The organism is Streptomyces virginiae (assembly GCF_040638905.1).
Classification (GTDB): domain Bacteria; phylum Actinomycetota; class Actinomycetes; order Streptomycetales; family Streptomycetaceae; genus Streptomyces; species Streptomyces virginiae_B.
Genome location: NZ_JBEZYV010000009.1, coordinates 166185 through 182328 on the forward strand (window position 1 = coordinate 166185; position 16144 = coordinate 182328).

Below are 16144 nucleotides of genomic sequence, written 5' to 3' on the forward strand. Positions count from 1 at the left end.
TCCCCCGAAGGGTCCCTAGGATGGCTCCCATGAGCATCGTGAAGATCAACGCACTGACGGTTCCCGCCGAGCAGCGGGAGGTCCTGGAGCGGCGCTTCGCCTCGCGCGCCGGGGCGGTGGAGAGCTCGGACGGCTTCGAGTGGTTCGAGCTGCTGCGCCCCGTGGAGGGCACCGACCAGTACCTCGTCTACACGCGGTGGCGGTCGGAGGAGGACTTCCAGGCGTGGATGGAGGGGCCGATGAAGGCCGCTCACCAGGGTGGCGACGGCGAAGGCGGGCCGGCGGGCGCGGAGCGGCCGAAGCCGGCGGCCTCGGCTTCGACGGTGTGGTCGTTCGAGGTCGTGCAGCAGGCGGCGCCGAAGAAGGCCTGACGCTCAGGCGCTGCCAGGACCCCGGGCGGGCGGGCGGGCGTACGGGGGCCCGGGGGTACGGACGGTCGTCGGGGTCGGCACGGGCCGCGGGATCGGGGCCGGTCAGCTCCAGAAGGCGTCTTCCTCGTCGATGTCCGCGGTGCACTGGTCGATGTCGGTGATCTTGTGGCCGACGATCGTGAAGAAGAGTCCTTCGCGGATCTCGATGCCGCGGTCGCCGCGGTCACCGCGCGCCGTGTGGAAGCTCATCACGTGCCCGCGGCCGTCCGCGAGCACCGATTCCAGGTGCACCTGGAAGGTGCCCTTCGTCTCCTCGCCGAGGCGGCGGTAGAAGTCGAGGACCTGCTCCCGGCCCTTGTGGTGTCCGGACATGGGGTTGTTGCCGGGCACGTGGTGGATGACGTCGGCGGTCATGAGCGCGGCCAGCGCGTCCATGTCGCCGTTGCCGAAGGCCTCGTAGCCGCGGCGGATCAGGGCACAGTCCGGATGCTCTGCCATGGCGTTTCACACCCTCCGGGTCAGTAAGCGCCGTTTTTCCTATCATCGGCCCGCCCATGTGGATATTCCACGCGGGACATCGCGCGCGAACTCCACAATGACGCCATGACCACTCACAGCGACACTCACAGCGAACAGCGCACCCCCTCACCCGCCTGGGCCGTGTCCCCCGAACCGTTCAGCACGAGCGATGCCACCCGGCTGCGCCGCGCCTACTACGCCGAGGTCGCCGGCCGGTACTGGAAACGCGAGGTCACCGAGGCCGAGATCGACCAGGGGCTGCTGGACTTCCCTGACGACGGGCTGGAACCGCCGACGGGCCAGTTCGTCGTCGGCCGCCTGGACGGCGAGGCACTGGCGTGCGGCGGCATCCGCCTGCTCGACGCGGTGACCGCCGAGCTCACCAGGGTGTACGTCGACCGGCGCGCCCGCGGCACCGGCGGCGGGGCGGCCTTGCTCGGCGCCCTGGAGGCGCAGAGCCGTGCGCTGGGCGCCGAGCGGATCCGGCTGGACACCCGGTCGGACCTCGTGGAGGCCCGCGCGTTGTATGCGCGTCACGGCTATGCGGAGATACCCGCGTACAACTCCGGCCCGTATGCGGAGCACTGGTTCGAGAAGCGCCTGGTCTGAGGACCGACCGTCGAGACACCGCCTAGCGGGCGGCGTGGTCGCGCCGGGGCTCGGCGTCGTAGGGCTCCTCGGCGTCGGATCCGCACAGCTCTGTGTTGATCTCCGCGACCAGTTTGACGAGGTCGGTCGGCCGGTCGGGGCCCCACCAGTCGCCGAGCAGTTCGGCGAGGGACTCCTGCCGGGCGTCGCTGAGCTTCGCGGCGGCCTCGCTGCCCCGCTCGGTCAGGACCAGCGGAAGGCCCTCCCGGACGGCGAGTCCGCGCTCCTCGATCTGGCGGGCGGCGTCCGTGATGACCTTCAGCGGCACGTTGACGCGCTCGGCCAGCAGTGCGGGTTCCGCGGAGCCGTATTTGTTGATCCGCAGCAGCAGCCAACTGGAGGCGGGCAGCAGGTCGTAGCCGGCCTTCTCGGTGATCTTCTCGTAGACGTGGCGTCGGCCTTCGCGGGTGCCGAGGACGGTCAGCGCCCGGGCGACCTCGTCGTGGGAGGAGCGGTGGACGGGGTTGGAGGCCAGGGTCTCGGTCGCGTCGGGTGCGGTGACGGAGGCACGGAGCTTGTCCTCCTTCAGGAAGCAGGCGAGCAGGAAGGCGAGCAGGACGACGGGGACGGCGTAGAGGAAGACGTCGGTGATGGCGGTGGCATAGGCGTCGAGGACGCGCGGGCGGAGATCGGCGGGGAGGGCGCCGATGGCCCGGGGGTCCGCCTCCAGCTGGGGGATGCCGGCGTCGGCGGGCAGGGTGACGCCGGCCAGGGAGGTGGCCAGTTTGTCGTCGAGCTGGTTGGTGAAGACCGTGCCGAAGATCGCGACGCCGAAGGAGGCTCCGATGGAGCGGAAGAAGGTGGCACCGGAGGTGGCGACGCCGAGGTCGGCGTAGCTGACGGCGTTCTGCACGACGAGGACGAGGACCTGCATGACCAGGCCGAGCCCGGCGCCGAAGACGAAGAAGTAGAGGCTCATCTCCCAGGTGGAGCTGGTGCGGTGCAGCTGATGGAGGAGGAGCAGGCCGATGGCGGTGACGGCGGTTCCGGTGATCGGGAAGATCTTCCAGCGGCCGGTCCGGCTGACGATCTGGCCGGAGGCGGTGGAGGAGATCAGCATGCCGATGACCATCGGCAGCATGTGGACGCCGGACATGGTCGGTGAGACGCCCTGGACGATCTGGAGGAAGGTCGGCAGGTAGACCATCGCACCGAACATCGCGAAGCCGACGACGAAACTGATCGCCGAGCAGAGGGTGAAGGTGCGGATGCGGAAAAGGCCCAGCGGCAGGACGGGTTCAGCGGCCTTGCGCTCGACGAGGAGGAAGGCGGCGAGGAACACGACGCCGAGGACGGCGACGCCGATGATCCGGGCCGAGCCCCAGCCCCAGGTGGCGCCGAGGGAGGCGACGAGCACGAGGCAGGTGGCGACGCACGCGATGAGGAAGGTGCCGAGGTAGTCGATGGTGTGCTTCGAGGGGCGTGCCGGTATGTGCAGCGCGGCGGCGATGACGACGAGGGCGACGAGACCGATGGGGAGGTTGATGTAGAAGACCCAGCGCCAGGAGAGGTTGTCGACGAACACGCCGCCCAGCAGGGGGCCCAGCACGCTGGTCGCGCCGAAGACACCGCCGAAGAGGCCCTGGTACCTGCCGCGTTCGCGGGGCGGGACGAGGTCGCCGACGATCGCCATCGACAGCACGATCAGCCCGCCGCCGCCCAGGCCCTGCAGGGCTCGGAAACCGATGAGCTGGGGCATGTCCTGGGCCAGTCCGCACAGGGCCGACCCGATCAGGAAGAGGACGATGGCGTACTGGAAGAGCTTCTTGCGGCCGTACTGGTCGCCGAGCTTGCCCCACAGGGGGGTGGCGGCGGTGGCGGCGAGCATGTAGGCGGTGACCACCCAGGACAGGTGGGCCATACCGCCGAGGTCGCTGACGATGGTCGGCAGGGCGGTGGAGACGATGGTCTGGTCGAGTGCTGCGATCAGCAGGCCCAGGAGCAGTGCGCCGATGGGGACGAGCACCTCGCGGGCGCTGTGCTCGCCGGCGGGGCCGGTCTTCTGCGGGCCGGGAAGGGGGTCCACGGCACCCTTGGTCGCGTCCTGAGCCATCGATTCCTCCTCCGGCCGGATCAACATCTCCATCCTGAGCGGTGTGTCCGGTTATGGCCTCTCGGGCGGTTGGGAGGGCCGCGGCGGGTCTGCATAATCGCAGGCAATAAGCCAGGGAGGGAGTCCCAGTGAACGGTGAGCACTGTCCAAATTGCGACGCTGCCGGCGCCGCCTGCGGGTGTGCGCCGGGTGTGGGGTTCAACCCTTTGCGCATCCGTCCGTACGTGACGTTGTCCGACCCCGGCGAGCTTCCCGCCGGGGCCGAGCAGCCGTCCCCGCAACCCGTGTCCGCTGTGGTGACTCCCCCGCCGATACCTGCGCCGCACCCGGCGACGGAGGCGGAGGACGACACTCCGGCATACGGGCTACCCGTGGCGCCTGCGGCCGGGCCGTGGCAGGACGGCCCTCGGCAGGCGGGCCCGGCGCACACGCCGCACCCGGCGGAGACGATGCAGCTCCGCACGGTGCCAGCGGCGGACCTCGCGTCGGGCCCGGTCCACGGCGGAGAACAAGGGGAGTGGGGTGGGGGCGGGGGCCCGGAGGAGCGGTCCGGCTCCGCTTCCCGCCGCCGGCCGCTGGCGCTGCTGATCGGAGCCGCGGCGACGGTGGCCCTCAGCGGCACGGCCGTGGCGGTGTGGGTGCTGCCCGCTTCCACGGACGGCGATACGGCCCTGCTGGACGCGAAGGCCTCGGCGCCCGCCGTGAGCGCCGCTCCGCTCGCGCCGTCCGGCAGCCCGAGCGCGAGCAGCGCGTCCCCGTTGGCGTCCAAGTCGCCGACCGCCTCGAAATCGGCGTCGCCGTCCGCCTCGCCGAGCGCGTCCCGTTCCGCGTCCTCCGGGCCCCCGTCGCCGAGTGCTTCGCCGAGCGCGAGCCGCTCCTCCAGCCCGCCCGCGCAGGCACCGGTCCTCCGCTACGGGGATTCCGGTCCGGAGGTGGAGAAGCTCCAGCGGCTGCTGGCGGCGCAGGGGCTGTACCGGGGCAGGTTCCACGGAAAGTTCGACTGGAGGGTCGAGGAAGCCCTGTCGGAGTTCCAGTACGACCACGGGATCGACGCGCAGGAGTGGGGCGTGTACGGGCCCATCACCCGCAAGGCACTGGAGGGGTAGGCCGCGGGCGGCGGGGGCGAGCAGGCCAGGGGCCGGAACAGGGCGACAGGGGTCACACGCCCGCGAGTGGCGCAGACCGCCCCGAGTTTTGTATCGTGATGGAACAAAGTGGTTCCGTCCTCACTCCCTGACCGGTGGACGGAACCACTTGTTCTCTTTTCCCGCCCGTCTGGAGCCCGTCGATGCCGGCCAGCACCACCACCACCGCACCCGCAGTCCTCACCGCCAAGGCCCTGCTCCTCGACATGGACGGCACGATCGTCAATTCCGACGCGGTGGTCGAACGCTGCTGGCGCGACTGGGCGGTCTCCCACGGGCTGGACCCGCAGGAGGCCCTGAAGGTGGTCCACGGCCGCCAGGGCTACGCCACCATGGCCGTCCTGCTGCCGGACCGCCCCATGGAGGTCAACCTCGCCGAGAACGCGGAGATGCTCGCGCGTGAGACGGCCGACACCGACGGCGTGGTCCCCGTCGTCGGCGCCCCTGCCTTCATGGCCGCGATCGACGGGCTGCCGCACGCCCTGGTCACGTCCGCCGACGCCGCCCTCGCCGCCGCCCGGATGACGGCCGCCGCGCTGCCGATGCCCGAGGTACGGGTCACGGCCGAGTCCGTAGGCGCCAGCAAGCCGGACCCCGAGGGCTTCCTCACGGGTGCCGCCGCCCTGGGCGTGGACCCGGCCGACTGCATCGTCTTCGAGGACTCGGCCGCGGGCATCGCCGCCGGCCGGGCGGCGGGCATGCGCGTGATCGGCGTGGGCCCCCGCGCCGCCGAGCACGGCCCGACGGTGCACGTCCCGGACCTGACATCCCTCGCCGTCACGACCGACCCCGACGGCTCGATCCGCATCACGGTGCGGCCTGAGCCCCAGGACGCGCCCGCACGGTAGCGGCACGCCCCGAAGGGGCACGCCGACGCAGACCTACTGTCCCACGCGCCCGTCGATGCGCTCCCGCAAGAGATCCGCGTGGCCGTTGTGGCGGGCGTACTCCTCGATCATGTGGACCAGCACCTCGCGGAGCTCCATCGGCTCGCCGCCGCAACCGCCCGTGACGTCCATGCCGGGAGCCTGCGCGACGAGCCGTTCCGCGAAGGCGACCTCGGTCCGCCAGGTCGCCCACGCGTCCGCCACCAGCGCCGGGTCGGCCACCGCGCCGGTGAACTCCCCGGCCGGTTCCTCCTGCGAGCGGTAGTGCCGGCGTACGTCCTGGCCCGCCATGACCTGCCGGAACCAATACTGTTCGACGCCCGCGAGGTGGCGTACGAGACCCAGCAGGGACAGGTCGGAGGGTTCCACCGAGCGCCTGGCCAGGGCTTCCGCGTCGAGGCCCGCGCACTTGAGCTCCAGCGTGATCCGCTGGTCGCGCAGGTAGCCGGCGAGTACGTCCCGCTCACCCCGGAACCCTCCGTCGGCACGCGTGTCCTCGTCGGGGTGGACGAACATGTTGGACCAGCCGAAACGGCGGTCCGGGGCGGGCCCGGAGCCAGGGCCGGAGGCCGGGCCGGGGCCGGTGGGGGAGGTCGAGTCGATCACGCGCCGAGCGTGCCCCCCGGCCCCGCCGTCCGCAACGGAGTTTCCGCCACCGGCACCGGCCGGCACCTGTACCGGCACCCGCACACCCGCACCGCACCCCGGGATGTCAGCCCGCGACGGCCTCGTACAGCGAGAACACGGCCAGCGCCGCCATCACGGCTGCCGCGACCTTGGTGATCAGCCGCAGCGGTACGTACTTCATCAGCGTGCGGCCGCCCAGGATGCCGATGCCCGCGACCGCCCACAGGGCCAGCACGGCGCCGATGCCGACGGAGACGGGGTCGTCGTACCGTGCCGCCAGGTTCGCGGTCATGATCTGGGTCAGGTCGCCGAACTCCGCGACCAGGATCAGCATGAAGCCGGCCCCCGAGACCTTCCAGAAGGACTGGTCGGCGGGCGGCTTGACCTCCTCGTCCCCGTCGTCCTTCTTCAGGAGCAGCATGGCCGCGCCCAGGAGGAAGAGGACGCCGACGACGGCCTGGACGAGGCGGTGCGGGAGCAGGGTGAGCACGCTGCCCGCGGCGATGGCGAGCGCGACGTGCACGGCGAAGGCGGCGGCGACCCCCGCGAAGACGTAGGAGGCGCGGTAGCGCGTGCCGAGCATCAGGCCGGCGAGGGCCGTCTTGTCGGGGAGTTCGGCAAGGAAGACGACGCCGAAGGCGATCGCCGTGATGCTGAAGCTGAACACGGGGGTGGAACCTCAATCGGTCGGGCAGGGCGCCACCGGTACCGAGAGACCTGGGGTGTGTCAGGGGTCGCTTCGGCTCGGCGGCGCCCTGGCATGCGCGTGCGCGTACGGAACGCGCCCACGCCGGGACAGGACACTGCGGCCGAAGGTCTCGCTGGCCGACCGCTGTGGGCGGTCTGCCTCCGGGCGCCGGCTGGGTGACCCAGCAGTATGTCGACGTTCCGGCGAAGAGCTACTCCCCTTCTGCTCCGAACAGGGTACGCGACGCCGGTGGCGGGCCGGAATGGGCCTTTGGTCCCGCCGTGTCCCGGCCTGCCCCGGCCTCGGCCGCCCCCCAGCGCCGTTCGAGCCGCCCGGCCATGGCGGAATCTCAACTTCTATTTAAATCTGGGCCCTTGCGTGGCTTGATGTGACGTGCCCATGTCGCCACGCTGTCATCTGGCGCCCACCCCCTCGCAACCCGGCGGCGCCAGCATGGCCACGCCCCGCCGGGGCGACACGGCCGCACCCCCCGCACCCAGGGAGCCCCTCATGGCACTCATACCCACCGTCTACGCGCGTCGAATTGGCGTGCTCGCGTCAGCAGCTGCGCTGGCCGCGCTCACCTCCCTCGTCAACGCCCCCACCGCCGCGGCCGCCCCGCCCACCCCCATCAGCGCCTCGGCCGCCCGCGCGTACCTGGCGACGGTCACGCCGAAGACGGAAGGATCCACCAGCGGGTACAGCCGCGACCTCTTCCCGCACTGGAGCACCGTCTCCGGCTCCTGCAACACCCGCGAGACCGTGCTGAAGCGGGACGGCGTGAACGTCGTCCAGGACTCCGCCTGCGCCGCGGTGAGCGGAAGCTGGTACTCGGAGTACGACGGGGCCACGTGGACGGTCGCCAGCGACCTCGACATCGACCACGTCGTCCCGCTCGCCGAGGCCTGGCGTTCCGGCGCCTCCTCCTGGACCACGTCCAAGCGCCAGCAGTTCGCCAACGACCGCACCCGCCCCCAGCTCATCGCGGTCACCGACAACGTCAACCAGGCCAAGGGTGACCTCGACCCCGGCAAGTGGCTGCCGCCGCGGACCGCCTACCGCTGTACGTACGCGCGGATGTGGGTCGACGTGAAGCAGTACTGGGGTCTGAGCATGGACTCGGGCGAGAAGACCGCCCTGGTGAACGTCCTGAACGGCTGCTGACGGACCACTTTTCGTCCGCCGTCCGCCCACTGCCGGCCCTGCCCGTCGATCTCTCCCCCGCCAGGGGGAGGCGTCGCTCCCCCTCTCCGTCGTACCGTGATCCAAGGGGCTACGGAGGAGGGGGAGTTGCATGGCCGGATTGCGTCTGGGGCCGCTGCTGCGCCACGTCGACTGGGAAACGGGCGGAGCGGCCACCATATGGGTCGAGGCCGACCGCCCGTGCACGGCCGAAGTGCGGTGCGCGGACGGGGCCGGCGGCAGCGCGCGGACCTTCCAGATAGCCGGACACCACTACGCGCTGGTGCAGGTGACCGGCCTGACCCCGGGCGCCACGACGGCCTATGAGGTGCTGCTCGACGGACGGCAGGTGTGGCCGCTGCCCAAAAGCGGCTTCCCGCCGAGCACGGTCACCACTCCGGTCGTGGCGGGACCGGGCCGGCCCGCGTCCGGGCTGCGCATCACCTTCGGTTCCTGCCGTCAGGCCGCCCCGCCCGCCGGCAGGCGCGGGCCGCACGGCCCGGACGCGCTCGACACCCTCGCGGCGCGGCTGGCCGCGGACCCGGAGTCGGAGCGCCCGGACCTCCTGCTCCTGCTCGGAGACCAGGTGTACGCCGATGCCCTGTCGCGGGAGACCCGGCAGTGGCTCGCCGCCCGCCGGGATCTGCGGGAGGCGCCCGGCGCCCAGGTCGCGGACTACGAGGAGTACACCCGGCTCTATTACGAGTCGTGGCTCGACCCGGAGATCCGCTGGCTGCTGTCGACGGTGCCGAGCCTGCACATATTCGACGACCACGACGTCATCGACGACTGGAACACGAGCGCGGCGTGGCTCGCGGAGATGCGGGCGACCCCGTGGTGGCGCGAGCGGGTGCTCAGCGGTCTGATGTCGTACTGGGTGTACCAGCACCTGGGCAATCTCTCGCCCGCCGAGCTGGAGGCCGACGGGCTGTACGGGGCGGTCCGTGCGGATCCCGACGGCACGGACGCGCTGCGGGCCTTCGCGTCCGCGGCGGACGCCGATCCGGCGTCGGTGCGGTGGAGCTACCGGCGCGACTTCGGGCGGACGCGGCTGCTGATGGTGGACACCCGCGCCGGGCGGGTGCTGGCCGAGGACGGGCGCGCGATGCTCGATCCGGCGGAGCAGCAGTGGCTGCGCGAGAACGCCCTCGCCGGGCACGGGGGTTATGACCATCTGCTGATCGGGTCCTCGCTGCCCTGGCTGATGCCGCCGCTGATCCACGATGCGGAGACGTGGAACGCGGCGCTGTGCCGCGGGGAGCGCGGGCCGCGGTGGGCCCGGATCGGTGAGGACCTGCGGCGGCGCAGCGATCTGGAGCACTGGGCGGCGTTCCCTGCGTCGTTCGCCGCGCTGACGGATCTGGTCGAGGAGGTCGGGACGGGGCCTCGGGCGCCTGCGACGGTGTGCGTCCTGTCGGGGGACGTGCACCACGCGTATGTGGCCGAGCCCCGAATACCGAGCACGGCGCGGGTGTTTCAACTGACCTGCTCGCCGGTTCACAATTCCATTCACACCGTGGTGAAGTGGGGCTTTCGGCTGGGCTGGTCGCGGACGGGCCGGTGGCTGGGGCGCGGCTTCTCCCTGCACGGGCGGACGGGTCGGCCGCCGCTGAACTGGCGTCGTACGGGTGGTCCCTGGTTCGGGAACCAGCTGATGACGCTGGCGTTGTCCGGGCGGACGGCTCGGCTGCGGCTGGACCAGGCGCGCAAGAAGCGGGAGGGGGCCCGTCTGGTGCCGGTGCTGGACCGGGAGCTCACGGCGGCCGAGTAGGGGAATGACTCCGGCCGGATGACGGGGCCTGGTCGGGGTCGGACGGCGGGGCCGGGCGGGGGGGCGGTGGAGTGGACACTGCTGTGGTGCACGGTCCGCCCCGGACTCCCGGGGCAGGAGTGCCGGGCGTACGCTGTATGGCTGTCAGCCGCCCCTGCCGCTCCCCCGCGACGTCGCGGCGCTTCATGCCGCAGCACGTCAACCGGACTGGGGAGTCCCGCTTTGTTTGAGACTTTGGGGTCGCTGACCGCGAGCCCATGGATCTACGCCCTGGTGGCGGCGTCCATCGTGCTCGACGTCTTCCTTCCGGTATTGCCGAGCGGGGTTCTGGTGATCACCGCCGCGGCGGCAGCGGCGGCTGCGGCCGGGACGGCCGCCCCGGTGCCGGTACCTGGGCCCGAGCAGGTGCCGGACATCCTGCTGCTGCTCGTGATCGCGACGACGGCGTCGGTGCTGGGTGACATGGCCGCGTTCCGGGTGGCCCGGCACGGCGGGGCCCGGCTGGACCGGGCCATCGCCCGCTCGCGTCGGCTGACGCGTGCCCAGGAGCGCCTGGGTACGGCCCTCGCGCGCGGTGGCGGCGCCTTGGTGGTGATCGCCCGCTTCGCCCCGGCGGGGCGCTCGGTGGTGTCCCTGGGCGCGGGCAAGACCCAGCGCAAGGTGGCGGAGTTCCTGCCCTGGTCGGTCCTGGCGGGCATGGCATGGGCCGGGTACAGCGTGGCGCTGGGCTACTTCGGCACCCAGTGGCTGGGTACGCAGTGGCTCGGCACGGCCGTGTCCATCGTCGCGCTCTTCGCCGCGGGTGCCCTCGCGGCGTTCCTGGTGCGCCGGCCGCCCTCGGCTGTGGCCGCGACCCCGTCGGCGTAGGCCGCTTCCGGGCCGGCTTCCGGGCCGGCGGGCTCCCCCGGGTGGAGCATTGGCTCACCCGTTCACCCGGCCCCGATCGCCGCTTCCGCGATGGGCTCCTAGCGTCCAGAGGACGGTGCGCAACCGAATCCGCGTCACATCCGTGGCCTGGCCGCACCGTTTCGAGGAGCCGAGGAGTTCTCTCCATGCCCGCCACGCCGCTCGCCCAGCCGCCGGCCACCGCGCCCCGTTCGCGGTCCGCCGCTCCGCGCCGTCTGATGACCGCCGCGGCCGCCGCCCTCATCGTCGCCGCCGCCACACCCGTCACGCTCGCCTACGCCGCCCCCTCCGCCACCGTCTCCCCCACCACGGTCGCCCCGGGCGGCCGGGTCGCCCTGAACGTCGAGGGATGCGGGACCAAGGTCGCCAGGGTCACGTCGACGGCGTTCAGCGAAGTACGGCTGGCCCCCGGAAACCTCGAGGCCACCAACCTCTTCGGCAGCGCCACCGTCTTCAACAACGCCGGCCCCGGCACGCACCGGGTCCTCTTCGAGTGCGGCGGTCCGGGCGGCGAGCGCGTCACCGCCTCCCTCCAGGTCGCCTCCGGCGCGGCGCGGGGCGGGACGGGCGGCAGCGTCGGCTCGATGAGCACGGCCCAGATCGCCATCGGCGGCACCCTCGCCGTGGGCGCCCTGATCGGCGGCGTGTGGGTGCTGCGCCGGCGCGCCGCCGCCGGGTAGCGCCCCCGGGTCACACCGAGGCGGCCTGCCCCCGTACGTGCACGCCGTCGAGCAGGGCCGCGGTGGCCTCGGCGATGGCGTCCACCGCCTCGTCGAACACCTCGCGGTTGTGTGCGGCGGGCACCCGGAACCCGGACACCTTCCGTACGTACTGCAGGGCGGCGGCCCGGATCTCCTCCTCGGTCGCCTTCTCGGGGATGGCGGGCGGGCGCAGGGTCTTAATCGATCGGCACATGTCTCCACTATCCCGCTTACCGGGGCAGCTCGGCCCCGGAAAGCTTCATGATCAATCCGGCCTGGAGGCGGGCCCGCAGCTCCGGGTCGTCGACCGTCTCCAGCAGCCCGATGGCCTGCTGGGTCGTCTCGGCGGCCCGGCGGTCGTCGCGAAGCGCGGCGGTCTGGTCGGCCATGTGCCGCAGTGCGATGTCGGCCCGCCGGTGGAAGAGCTGCCCGATCAGGGTCGTGACCAGGCCCGTCGCGCTGGTGACGATGCCGAGGTACAGCTCCCCGCCGGTTTCGGCCTTCCGGACGGCGAGCCCGATGCCGACGAGCAGGATCGCCGCGCCGGCGCCGGCGAACCGCTGGCTCGTCCCGAAGCTGCTGCGCGCCTGCGTGAGCCCGTAGGCGTAGTACTCCACGAGGATCGGGGTGAAGTCGTCCCGTCGGTCACCGAGCTGCGCGTGCGGACGTCGGCCGCCCCCGACGTCCTCGAACTTCCGGGACCCCGGCACGGCGGTCGGCGGCCCTGCCTCGGGGCCGGGCGCTTCGGCGAGGTGGGCGAGCAGTCGGGCTCGCTCCTCGTCCCGTTTCCGCTCGAAGCCCGCCCCCAGGGAGCGCTCCGTCATCGCCAGTACCAGCACGGCCACGACCACCGCCCCGCCCACCGCACCCCATGCGAGCCACTCGCCCATCTCCCGACGATCCCACGCCCTGCCGCACCGGCCAAGAGGCCCTGATGCGGACGTCCCGGCCCGCGCCTAGACTGGCGGCGTCATGAAGGTCACCGAGAGTAGGGAGACTGTCACCATGGCCAAGCGAGGCAACAAGAAGCGGGCCCGCAAGAAGAAGAAGGCCAACCACGGCAAGCGCCCCAACGCCTGAGCCGTCCGAAAGACCCCCGACCCCCTCCGGGCCGGGGGTCTTCGCGTCTCAGCGGAATGCGCACTCGTCAAGTCACGGATTCCCCTGCCACGCGTTCCAGTGGCATGACGCACATCTGTACCGCGGGGCCTAATGGCGGAGAAGCAACAACCGTCCCCGCGAGCAAGAAATGATGTGACAGCCGTGCTTTCCATTCCCGCCTACCCCCTGCGCGTCGAGGCGACGCCGGATCCCCTGCTCACCCGATGGATGTGGCTGGTCAAGTGGATCTTCGCCATCCCGCACTACATCGTGCTGCTCTTCCTGCAGGTCGGTTTCCTGCTGGTGAGCGTGGTCGCGTTCTTCTGCATCCTCGTCACCGGCCGGTACCCGCGGCCCCTCTTCGATTTCAGCGTCGGCGTTATACGCTGGAGCACCCGCGTCCAGTACTACTGCTCCATGGTGCTCGCCACCGACAAATACCCGCCGTTCACCCTCAAGGACGTTCCGGAATACCCGGTCCGCGTGGACGTGGAATATCCGGTCCGCCTTTCCCGCCGGCTGGTCCTGGTCAAGTGGCTCCTGGTCATCCCGCAATTGCTGGTGGTCGGCATGCTGATCACCAGCGGCTGGAGCGCGTACCGGTACATGGAGGACTACAGCCCGTTCTCCGGCCTCATCGGCCTGCTCTCCCTCGTCGCCGTGCTGATCCTGGCCTTCACCGGGCGCTACCCACGGGGCCTGTTCGACCTCCTCATGGGCCTGGTCCGCTGGACGCTGCGCGTACTCGCCTACGCCTCCCTGATGACCGACAAGTACCCTCCGTTCCGCCTGGACTTGGGCGGCCCCGACCCCGCGAGCCCGGCCTGATCGGCGCAACACCCCCTGGGGCCAGGCGTAAGAGTGAGCCTGGCCCCTACGAACCGGGTGGAGCGTGCAGCACGATCTTGGCGGCACGCACGAAGCGCTCTTCGTTCTCACGGAAGCGCTGAACGGCATCGAGGTACGAGCTGCTGAGGGCCGGGGGACGGGATGTGAACCCCTCCAGCAGGGCTCTGAACTCGCCGTCGTCCAGGGTGCCCGGTGGAAGCGCGTCCCGTGCGTCACTACAGGACCGAGTGTTCCGCCCCGTCGGCACGTCCTGCTCCGAGGGGCCATTGGAGCGGAGGCCGGCGAGCGCGTCCATGAGCCTCTCGGCAGCAGCACTTACACCGGGTGACTGGTCATCCAGCATTCGGCCGAGCCTGCCCAACGCTCGCTCGTAGACAGCCTGCTTCCCCAGGTGATACCCCATCACTTGGGCGGCGTCCGTCATTCCTGCGGCAGGGGCGGCCACGTCGTCAGGGCCTTCCAGCTCAAGGACTGTTTGAGCCGCCTTGAGGCTCACGAGGGCGTCGTCCATCTCGGCCTCCCCGGCTCTGACGGTCTCCGGCGACAGGTCCGCCTCGTTGTCCCCGACGAATCGCTCGCCCAGCTCCTGCACGCGGTTCGCCGCAAGGAGGAAAGAGGCGTAGGCGTCCCGTTGAATCCTCGACGCCACTGCAGGTGAGCAGCATTCGCCTGGGCGCGAACCGCATCCAACGCCGAACGATACGCAGACTCGGCCTGCGCCAGCCCCGCCTCACCGGTGGCTTCCGCCGTACGCAGGGCGGCCCTCATCTGCCATCGGCCCACCAGCATGCTCGCCGGAATCGCCACGCCCGCCACGACGGCCGCAGACACCGCCCCTATCCCCTCAAAATCCATGCCCGTCATGGTGCCGCAAATCAAGATGCGAGGGTCGCACGCCCCTGGCATCTGCCCCCCAAGGCTGCTGACCGCCTCGGCGTCGGACGCAAAAGGCCCCCCGCCGTGATCGGCGGGGGGCCTTTTCGCTGGTGGGCGCGGACGGTTTCGAACCGCCGACATCTGCTTTGTAAGAGCAGCGCTCTACCCCTGAGCTACGCACCCGTGGATGAGTGGACAGCCTACATGCCGGGCACACCCCCCACGCAAACCGGTTCCCGTGGGAGAGAATGGACCGGGGCATGGCGGACACGTACGGGAGAGGGACTGTGACGACGGCATCCCGGCGGTGGTTCGGTGGGCGGGACGAGAGTCGGCGGGCGGATGCGCAGGCGGCCAAGGATGCCGCCGCGGCCGCGTTCTACGAGCTGGACACGGCGCAGCGGGACCTGCGGATCTCGATCGAGACGATCGCCGCCGCCGACGGGTCGCCTGCCGCGCGGCAGGCGACCGAGGGGTTCGCCGCGCTCGGGCAGCGCATCGACCAGGTCAGCCACGTCTACATCGAGGCGGTCGACGCGCACGATCTGGACCGGGCGGAGTTGGAGGCCTCGGTGGCCACGCGCGCGCGGGACGAGCTGACCCGCGCCCGCGATGAACTGCTGCGGGTCAAGGGGGAGCTGGAGCGGTTCGCGCAGGGCCTGCAGCCGTTGCTGGACAAGGCCGAGACGCAGCTCGCGCGGGTCGCGCCGGCCCGGGAGCGGGCCAGGGCCGCGCTGATCGGAGCCAGTGACGCACTGGACGCCGTACGGGCCAAGGGGATGCGGGCCGACGACCTGGCGGCGCGGCTGGCGGCGCTGGGGCCGGAGCTGACCAAGCTGAACCAGGGCGCGGCCCTGCACGGGGTGCAGGAGACGGTCCAGCGCGCCGACCGGATCCTGCGCGACGCGGAGGCCATACGCGCCGAGGCGGCGCGGCTGCCCGAGCGGGCGGCGGAGATCGACCGGCGGCTGGTGAGCCTGCGGACGCGGGCGCAGGCGTTGCGCAACCGGGCGGACCGGGTGGATCCGGTGCTGAGCGAGCTGCGGCGGCGGTTCAGCGCGGCGTGCTGGCAGGACCTCCAGCACGTGCCGGACGAGGCGGTGCGGGACGTGTCGCGGGCCGAGGAGCGGCTGCGGGAGGCGGGCGTGGCCCGTGACGAGCAGCGCTGGGCGGACGTGGGGACGCTGATCGACGCGGTCCGCGGGGCGCTGGACGCGACGGACGAGGCGGTGTCGGCGGCGCAGGACCGGCTGTCGCGGCTGGAGGCGGTGGCGCGGGACCCGCGGGCGGAGGTCGACCGGACCCGCTTCGCGATCCGCGACGCGCAGCGGCTGGCGATGGCGGGCCGCAGCGTGCCCGATCCGCGGCACGCGCGGCCGCTGGACGATGCGGTGGCGCGGGTGGGCCGGGCGCTGGAGGGGCTGGAGGGGCGGCACCCGGACTACTGGGCGTTCCTGCAGGAGATGGAGGCCGTAAGGGCTTCCGTGAACCGGGTGGTGAGCGGGATCCGGGAGGAGCGCGGCCACGGCTGAGGGCTGTCCCCGTGATTCCCCGGTGGATCGGCGCACGGCGTCGGACGCGGTGCGTCGCAAGGCGGAGGAGCGTGATACCGGCAGTAGCCGGGCGTTCCGACGAGGCGGCGAGGTGCCGCAGCTGCCGTCGTGCGCCCGCCGGGGATGACGGGACAGCCCTTGGGCCGTCTCTTTCGGCTGTTGCCGGGTCCGCGTGGCAAGGTACCGCGCCCCGCCGCAGTGTCGGGGCTGCCGAGTACGTCCACCGGCTCCTCCGCCTGTGAGGCGGAAGGAGACGATCCAGGGGCG

18 protein-coding genes and 1 tRNA gene are annotated in these 16144 nt (G+C 71.8%); 11 read left to right on the plus strand and 8 right to left on the minus strand.

Going from position 1 to position 16144, the window contains the following annotated elements; all coding sequences use genetic code 11:
* Positions 1-29 precede the first annotated feature (29 nt).
* On the plus strand, positions 30-371 hold the full coding sequence (locus AB0F82_RS15570) for an antibiotic biosynthesis monooxygenase family protein (protein ID WP_362627492.1): 342 nt from the start codon (positions 30-32) through the stop codon (positions 369-371).
* A 102-nt stretch (positions 372-473) separates the two neighbouring features.
* Here AB0F82_RS15570 and AB0F82_RS15575 read toward each other — a convergent pair whose 3' ends face one another.
* Positions 474-869: a nuclear transport factor 2 family protein gene (locus tag AB0F82_RS15575; RefSeq protein WP_362627495.1), complete on the minus strand. Its 396-nt coding sequence runs from the start codon at positions 867-869 to the stop codon at positions 474-476.
* A 105-nt stretch (positions 870-974) separates the two neighbouring features.
* Between AB0F82_RS15575 and AB0F82_RS15580 the strand changes: the two genes are divergently transcribed.
* Entirely contained in the window at positions 975-1499 is a 525-nt protein-coding gene (locus tag AB0F82_RS15580; protein WP_356810310.1) for a GNAT family N-acetyltransferase, read from the plus strand.
* A 22-nt stretch (positions 1500-1521) separates the two neighbouring features.
* Here the strand turns inward: AB0F82_RS15580 and AB0F82_RS15585 are convergent, their stop codons facing one another.
* The gene (locus tag AB0F82_RS15585; protein WP_362627499.1) at positions 1522-3591 is read right to left on the minus strand and encodes an MFS transporter; all 2070 of its coding nucleotides are present in this window, start codon (positions 3589-3591) and stop codon (positions 1522-1524) included.
* Between the two features lie 449 nt (positions 3592-4040).
* Between AB0F82_RS15585 and AB0F82_RS15590 the strand changes: the two genes are divergently transcribed.
* Together AB0F82_RS15590 and AB0F82_RS15595 are read left to right on the plus strand one after the other, a co-directional pair.
* Positions 4041-4697, plus strand: coding sequence for a peptidoglycan-binding domain-containing protein (locus tag AB0F82_RS15590; RefSeq protein WP_362627502.1), 657 nt, complete (start codon positions 4041-4043; stop codon positions 4695-4697).
* A gap of 182 nt (positions 4698-4879) precedes the next feature.
* Positions 4880-5584 carry an HAD-IA family hydrolase gene (locus AB0F82_RS15595; RefSeq protein WP_362627505.1) on the plus strand — a complete coding sequence of 235 codons (705 nt, stop codon included), beginning with the start codon at positions 4880-4882 and terminating at the stop codon, positions 5582-5584.
* A gap of 33 nt (positions 5585-5617) precedes the next feature.
* Here AB0F82_RS15595 and AB0F82_RS15600 read toward each other — a convergent pair whose 3' ends face one another.
* Both AB0F82_RS15600 and AB0F82_RS15605 read right to left on the minus strand, forming a co-directional pair.
* On the minus strand, positions 5618-6139 hold the full coding sequence (locus tag AB0F82_RS15600; protein ID WP_362627693.1) for a DinB family protein: 522 nt from the start codon (positions 6137-6139) through the stop codon (positions 5618-5620).
* Between the two features lie 196 nt (positions 6140-6335).
* A complete protein-coding gene (locus tag AB0F82_RS15605) occupies positions 6336-6917 on the minus strand; it encodes a TMEM165/GDT1 family protein (RefSeq protein WP_356810314.1) in 582 nt (193 codons plus the stop codon).
* A gap of 540 nt (positions 6918-7457) precedes the next feature.
* On the opposite strand from AB0F82_RS15605, the gene AB0F82_RS15610 reads away from it, so the two are divergent.
* The 4 genes from AB0F82_RS15610 to AB0F82_RS15625 all read left to right on the plus strand — a co-directional run bounded on the left by AB0F82_RS15610 (position 7458) and on the right by AB0F82_RS15625 (position 11477).
* Positions 7458-8102, plus strand: a complete 645-nt coding sequence (locus AB0F82_RS15610; RefSeq protein WP_356810403.1) for an HNH endonuclease family protein — start codon at positions 7458-7460, stop codon at positions 8100-8102.
* Between the two features lie 130 nt (positions 8103-8232).
* Complete coding sequence (locus AB0F82_RS15615) at positions 8233-9891, plus strand: alkaline phosphatase D family protein (RefSeq protein ID WP_362627508.1); 1659 nt, start codon at positions 8233-8235, stop codon at positions 9889-9891.
* Positions 9892-10113: 222 nt separating this feature from the next.
* Positions 10114-10758 (plus strand): DedA family protein, encoded by a 645-nt coding sequence (locus tag AB0F82_RS15620; protein WP_362627511.1) that lies wholly within the window; start codon positions 10114-10116, stop codon positions 10756-10758.
* A gap of 185 nt (positions 10759-10943) precedes the next feature.
* Positions 10944-11477 carry a hypothetical protein gene (locus tag AB0F82_RS15625; protein ID WP_362627513.1) on the plus strand — a complete coding sequence of 178 codons (534 nt, stop codon included), beginning with the start codon at positions 10944-10946 and terminating at the stop codon, positions 11475-11477.
* 10 nt (positions 11478-11487) lie between these two features.
* On the opposite strand, the gene AB0F82_RS15630 is transcribed toward AB0F82_RS15625, so the two are convergent.
* A complete protein-coding gene (locus AB0F82_RS15630) occupies positions 11488-11712 on the minus strand; it encodes a DUF2277 domain-containing protein (RefSeq protein ID WP_362627515.1) in 225 nt (74 codons plus the stop codon).
* 16 nt (positions 11713-11728) lie between these two features.
* Positions 11729-12388: a TRADD-N-associated membrane domain-containing protein gene (locus tag AB0F82_RS15635; RefSeq protein ID WP_362627518.1), complete on the minus strand. Its 660-nt coding sequence runs from the start codon at positions 12386-12388 to the stop codon at positions 11729-11731.
* 115 nt (positions 12389-12503) lie between these two features.
* Between AB0F82_RS15635 and AB0F82_RS38680 the strand changes: the two genes are divergently transcribed.
* Together AB0F82_RS38680 and AB0F82_RS15640 are read left to right on the plus strand one after the other, a co-directional pair.
* Complete coding sequence (locus AB0F82_RS38680) at positions 12504-12578, plus strand: 50S ribosomal protein bL37 (RefSeq protein WP_099895366.1); 75 nt, start codon at positions 12504-12506, stop codon at positions 12576-12578.
* Between the two features lie 183 nt (positions 12579-12761).
* The gene (locus tag AB0F82_RS15640) at positions 12762-13427 is read left to right on the plus strand and encodes a DUF4389 domain-containing protein (protein WP_362627521.1); all 666 of its coding nucleotides are present in this window, start codon (positions 12762-12764) and stop codon (positions 13425-13427) included.
* A gap of 46 nt (positions 13428-13473) precedes the next feature.
* On the opposite strand, the gene AB0F82_RS15645 is transcribed toward AB0F82_RS15640, so the two are convergent.
* Both AB0F82_RS15645 and AB0F82_RS15650 read right to left on the minus strand, forming a co-directional pair.
* On the minus strand, positions 13474-14097 hold the full coding sequence (locus AB0F82_RS15645; RefSeq protein ID WP_362627524.1) for a hypothetical protein: 624 nt from the start codon (positions 14095-14097) through the stop codon (positions 13474-13476).
* A gap of 335 nt (positions 14098-14432) precedes the next feature.
* Positions 14433-14507 (minus strand) — tRNA-Val (locus AB0F82_RS15650).
* 65 nt (positions 14508-14572) lie between these two features.
* Here AB0F82_RS15650 and AB0F82_RS15655 point away from each other — a divergent pair.
* Positions 14573-15856 (plus strand): hypothetical protein, encoded by a 1284-nt coding sequence (locus tag AB0F82_RS15655; RefSeq protein ID WP_356810337.1) that lies wholly within the window; start codon positions 14573-14575, stop codon positions 15854-15856.
* The last annotated feature ends 288 nt before the right edge of the window (positions 15857-16144 follow it).

Coding starts and splice junctions, on each gene's coding strand:
- AB0F82_RS15570 (WP_362627492.1), top strand. CDS start 30: ATGAGCATCGTGAAGATCAACGCACTGACGGTTCCCGCCGAGCAGCGG.
- AB0F82_RS15575 (WP_362627495.1), bottom strand. CDS start 869: ATGGCAGAGCATCCGGACTGTGCCCTGATCCGCCGCGGCTACGAGGCC.
- AB0F82_RS15580 (WP_356810310.1), top strand. CDS start 975: ATGACCACTCACAGCGACACTCACAGCGAACAGCGCACCCCCTCACCC.
- AB0F82_RS15585 (WP_362627499.1), bottom strand. CDS start 3,591: ATGGCTCAGGACGCGACCAAGGGTGCCGTGGACCCCCTTCCCGGCCCG.
- AB0F82_RS15590 (WP_362627502.1), top strand. CDS start 4,041: ATGCAGCTCCGCACGGTGCCAGCGGCGGACCTCGCGTCGGGCCCGGTC.
- AB0F82_RS15595 (WP_362627505.1), top strand. CDS start 4,880: ATGCCGGCCAGCACCACCACCACCGCACCCGCAGTCCTCACCGCCAAG.
- AB0F82_RS15600 (WP_362627693.1), bottom strand. CDS start 6,139: ATGTTCGTCCACCCCGACGAGGACACGCGTGCCGACGGAGGGTTCCGG.
- AB0F82_RS15615 (WP_362627508.1), top strand. CDS start 8,233: ATGGCCGGATTGCGTCTGGGGCCGCTGCTGCGCCACGTCGACTGGGAA.
- AB0F82_RS15625 (WP_362627513.1), top strand. CDS start 10,944: ATGCCCGCCACGCCGCTCGCCCAGCCGCCGGCCACCGCGCCCCGTTCG.
- AB0F82_RS15630 (WP_362627515.1), bottom strand. CDS start 11,712: ATGTGCCGATCGATTAAGACCCTGCGCCCGCCCGCCATCCCCGAGAAG.
- AB0F82_RS15635 (WP_362627518.1), bottom strand. CDS start 12,388: ATGGGCGAGTGGCTCGCATGGGGTGCGGTGGGCGGGGCGGTGGTCGTG.
- AB0F82_RS15655 (WP_356810337.1), top strand. CDS start 14,573: ATGGACCGGGGCATGGCGGACACGTACGGGAGAGGGACTGTGACGACG.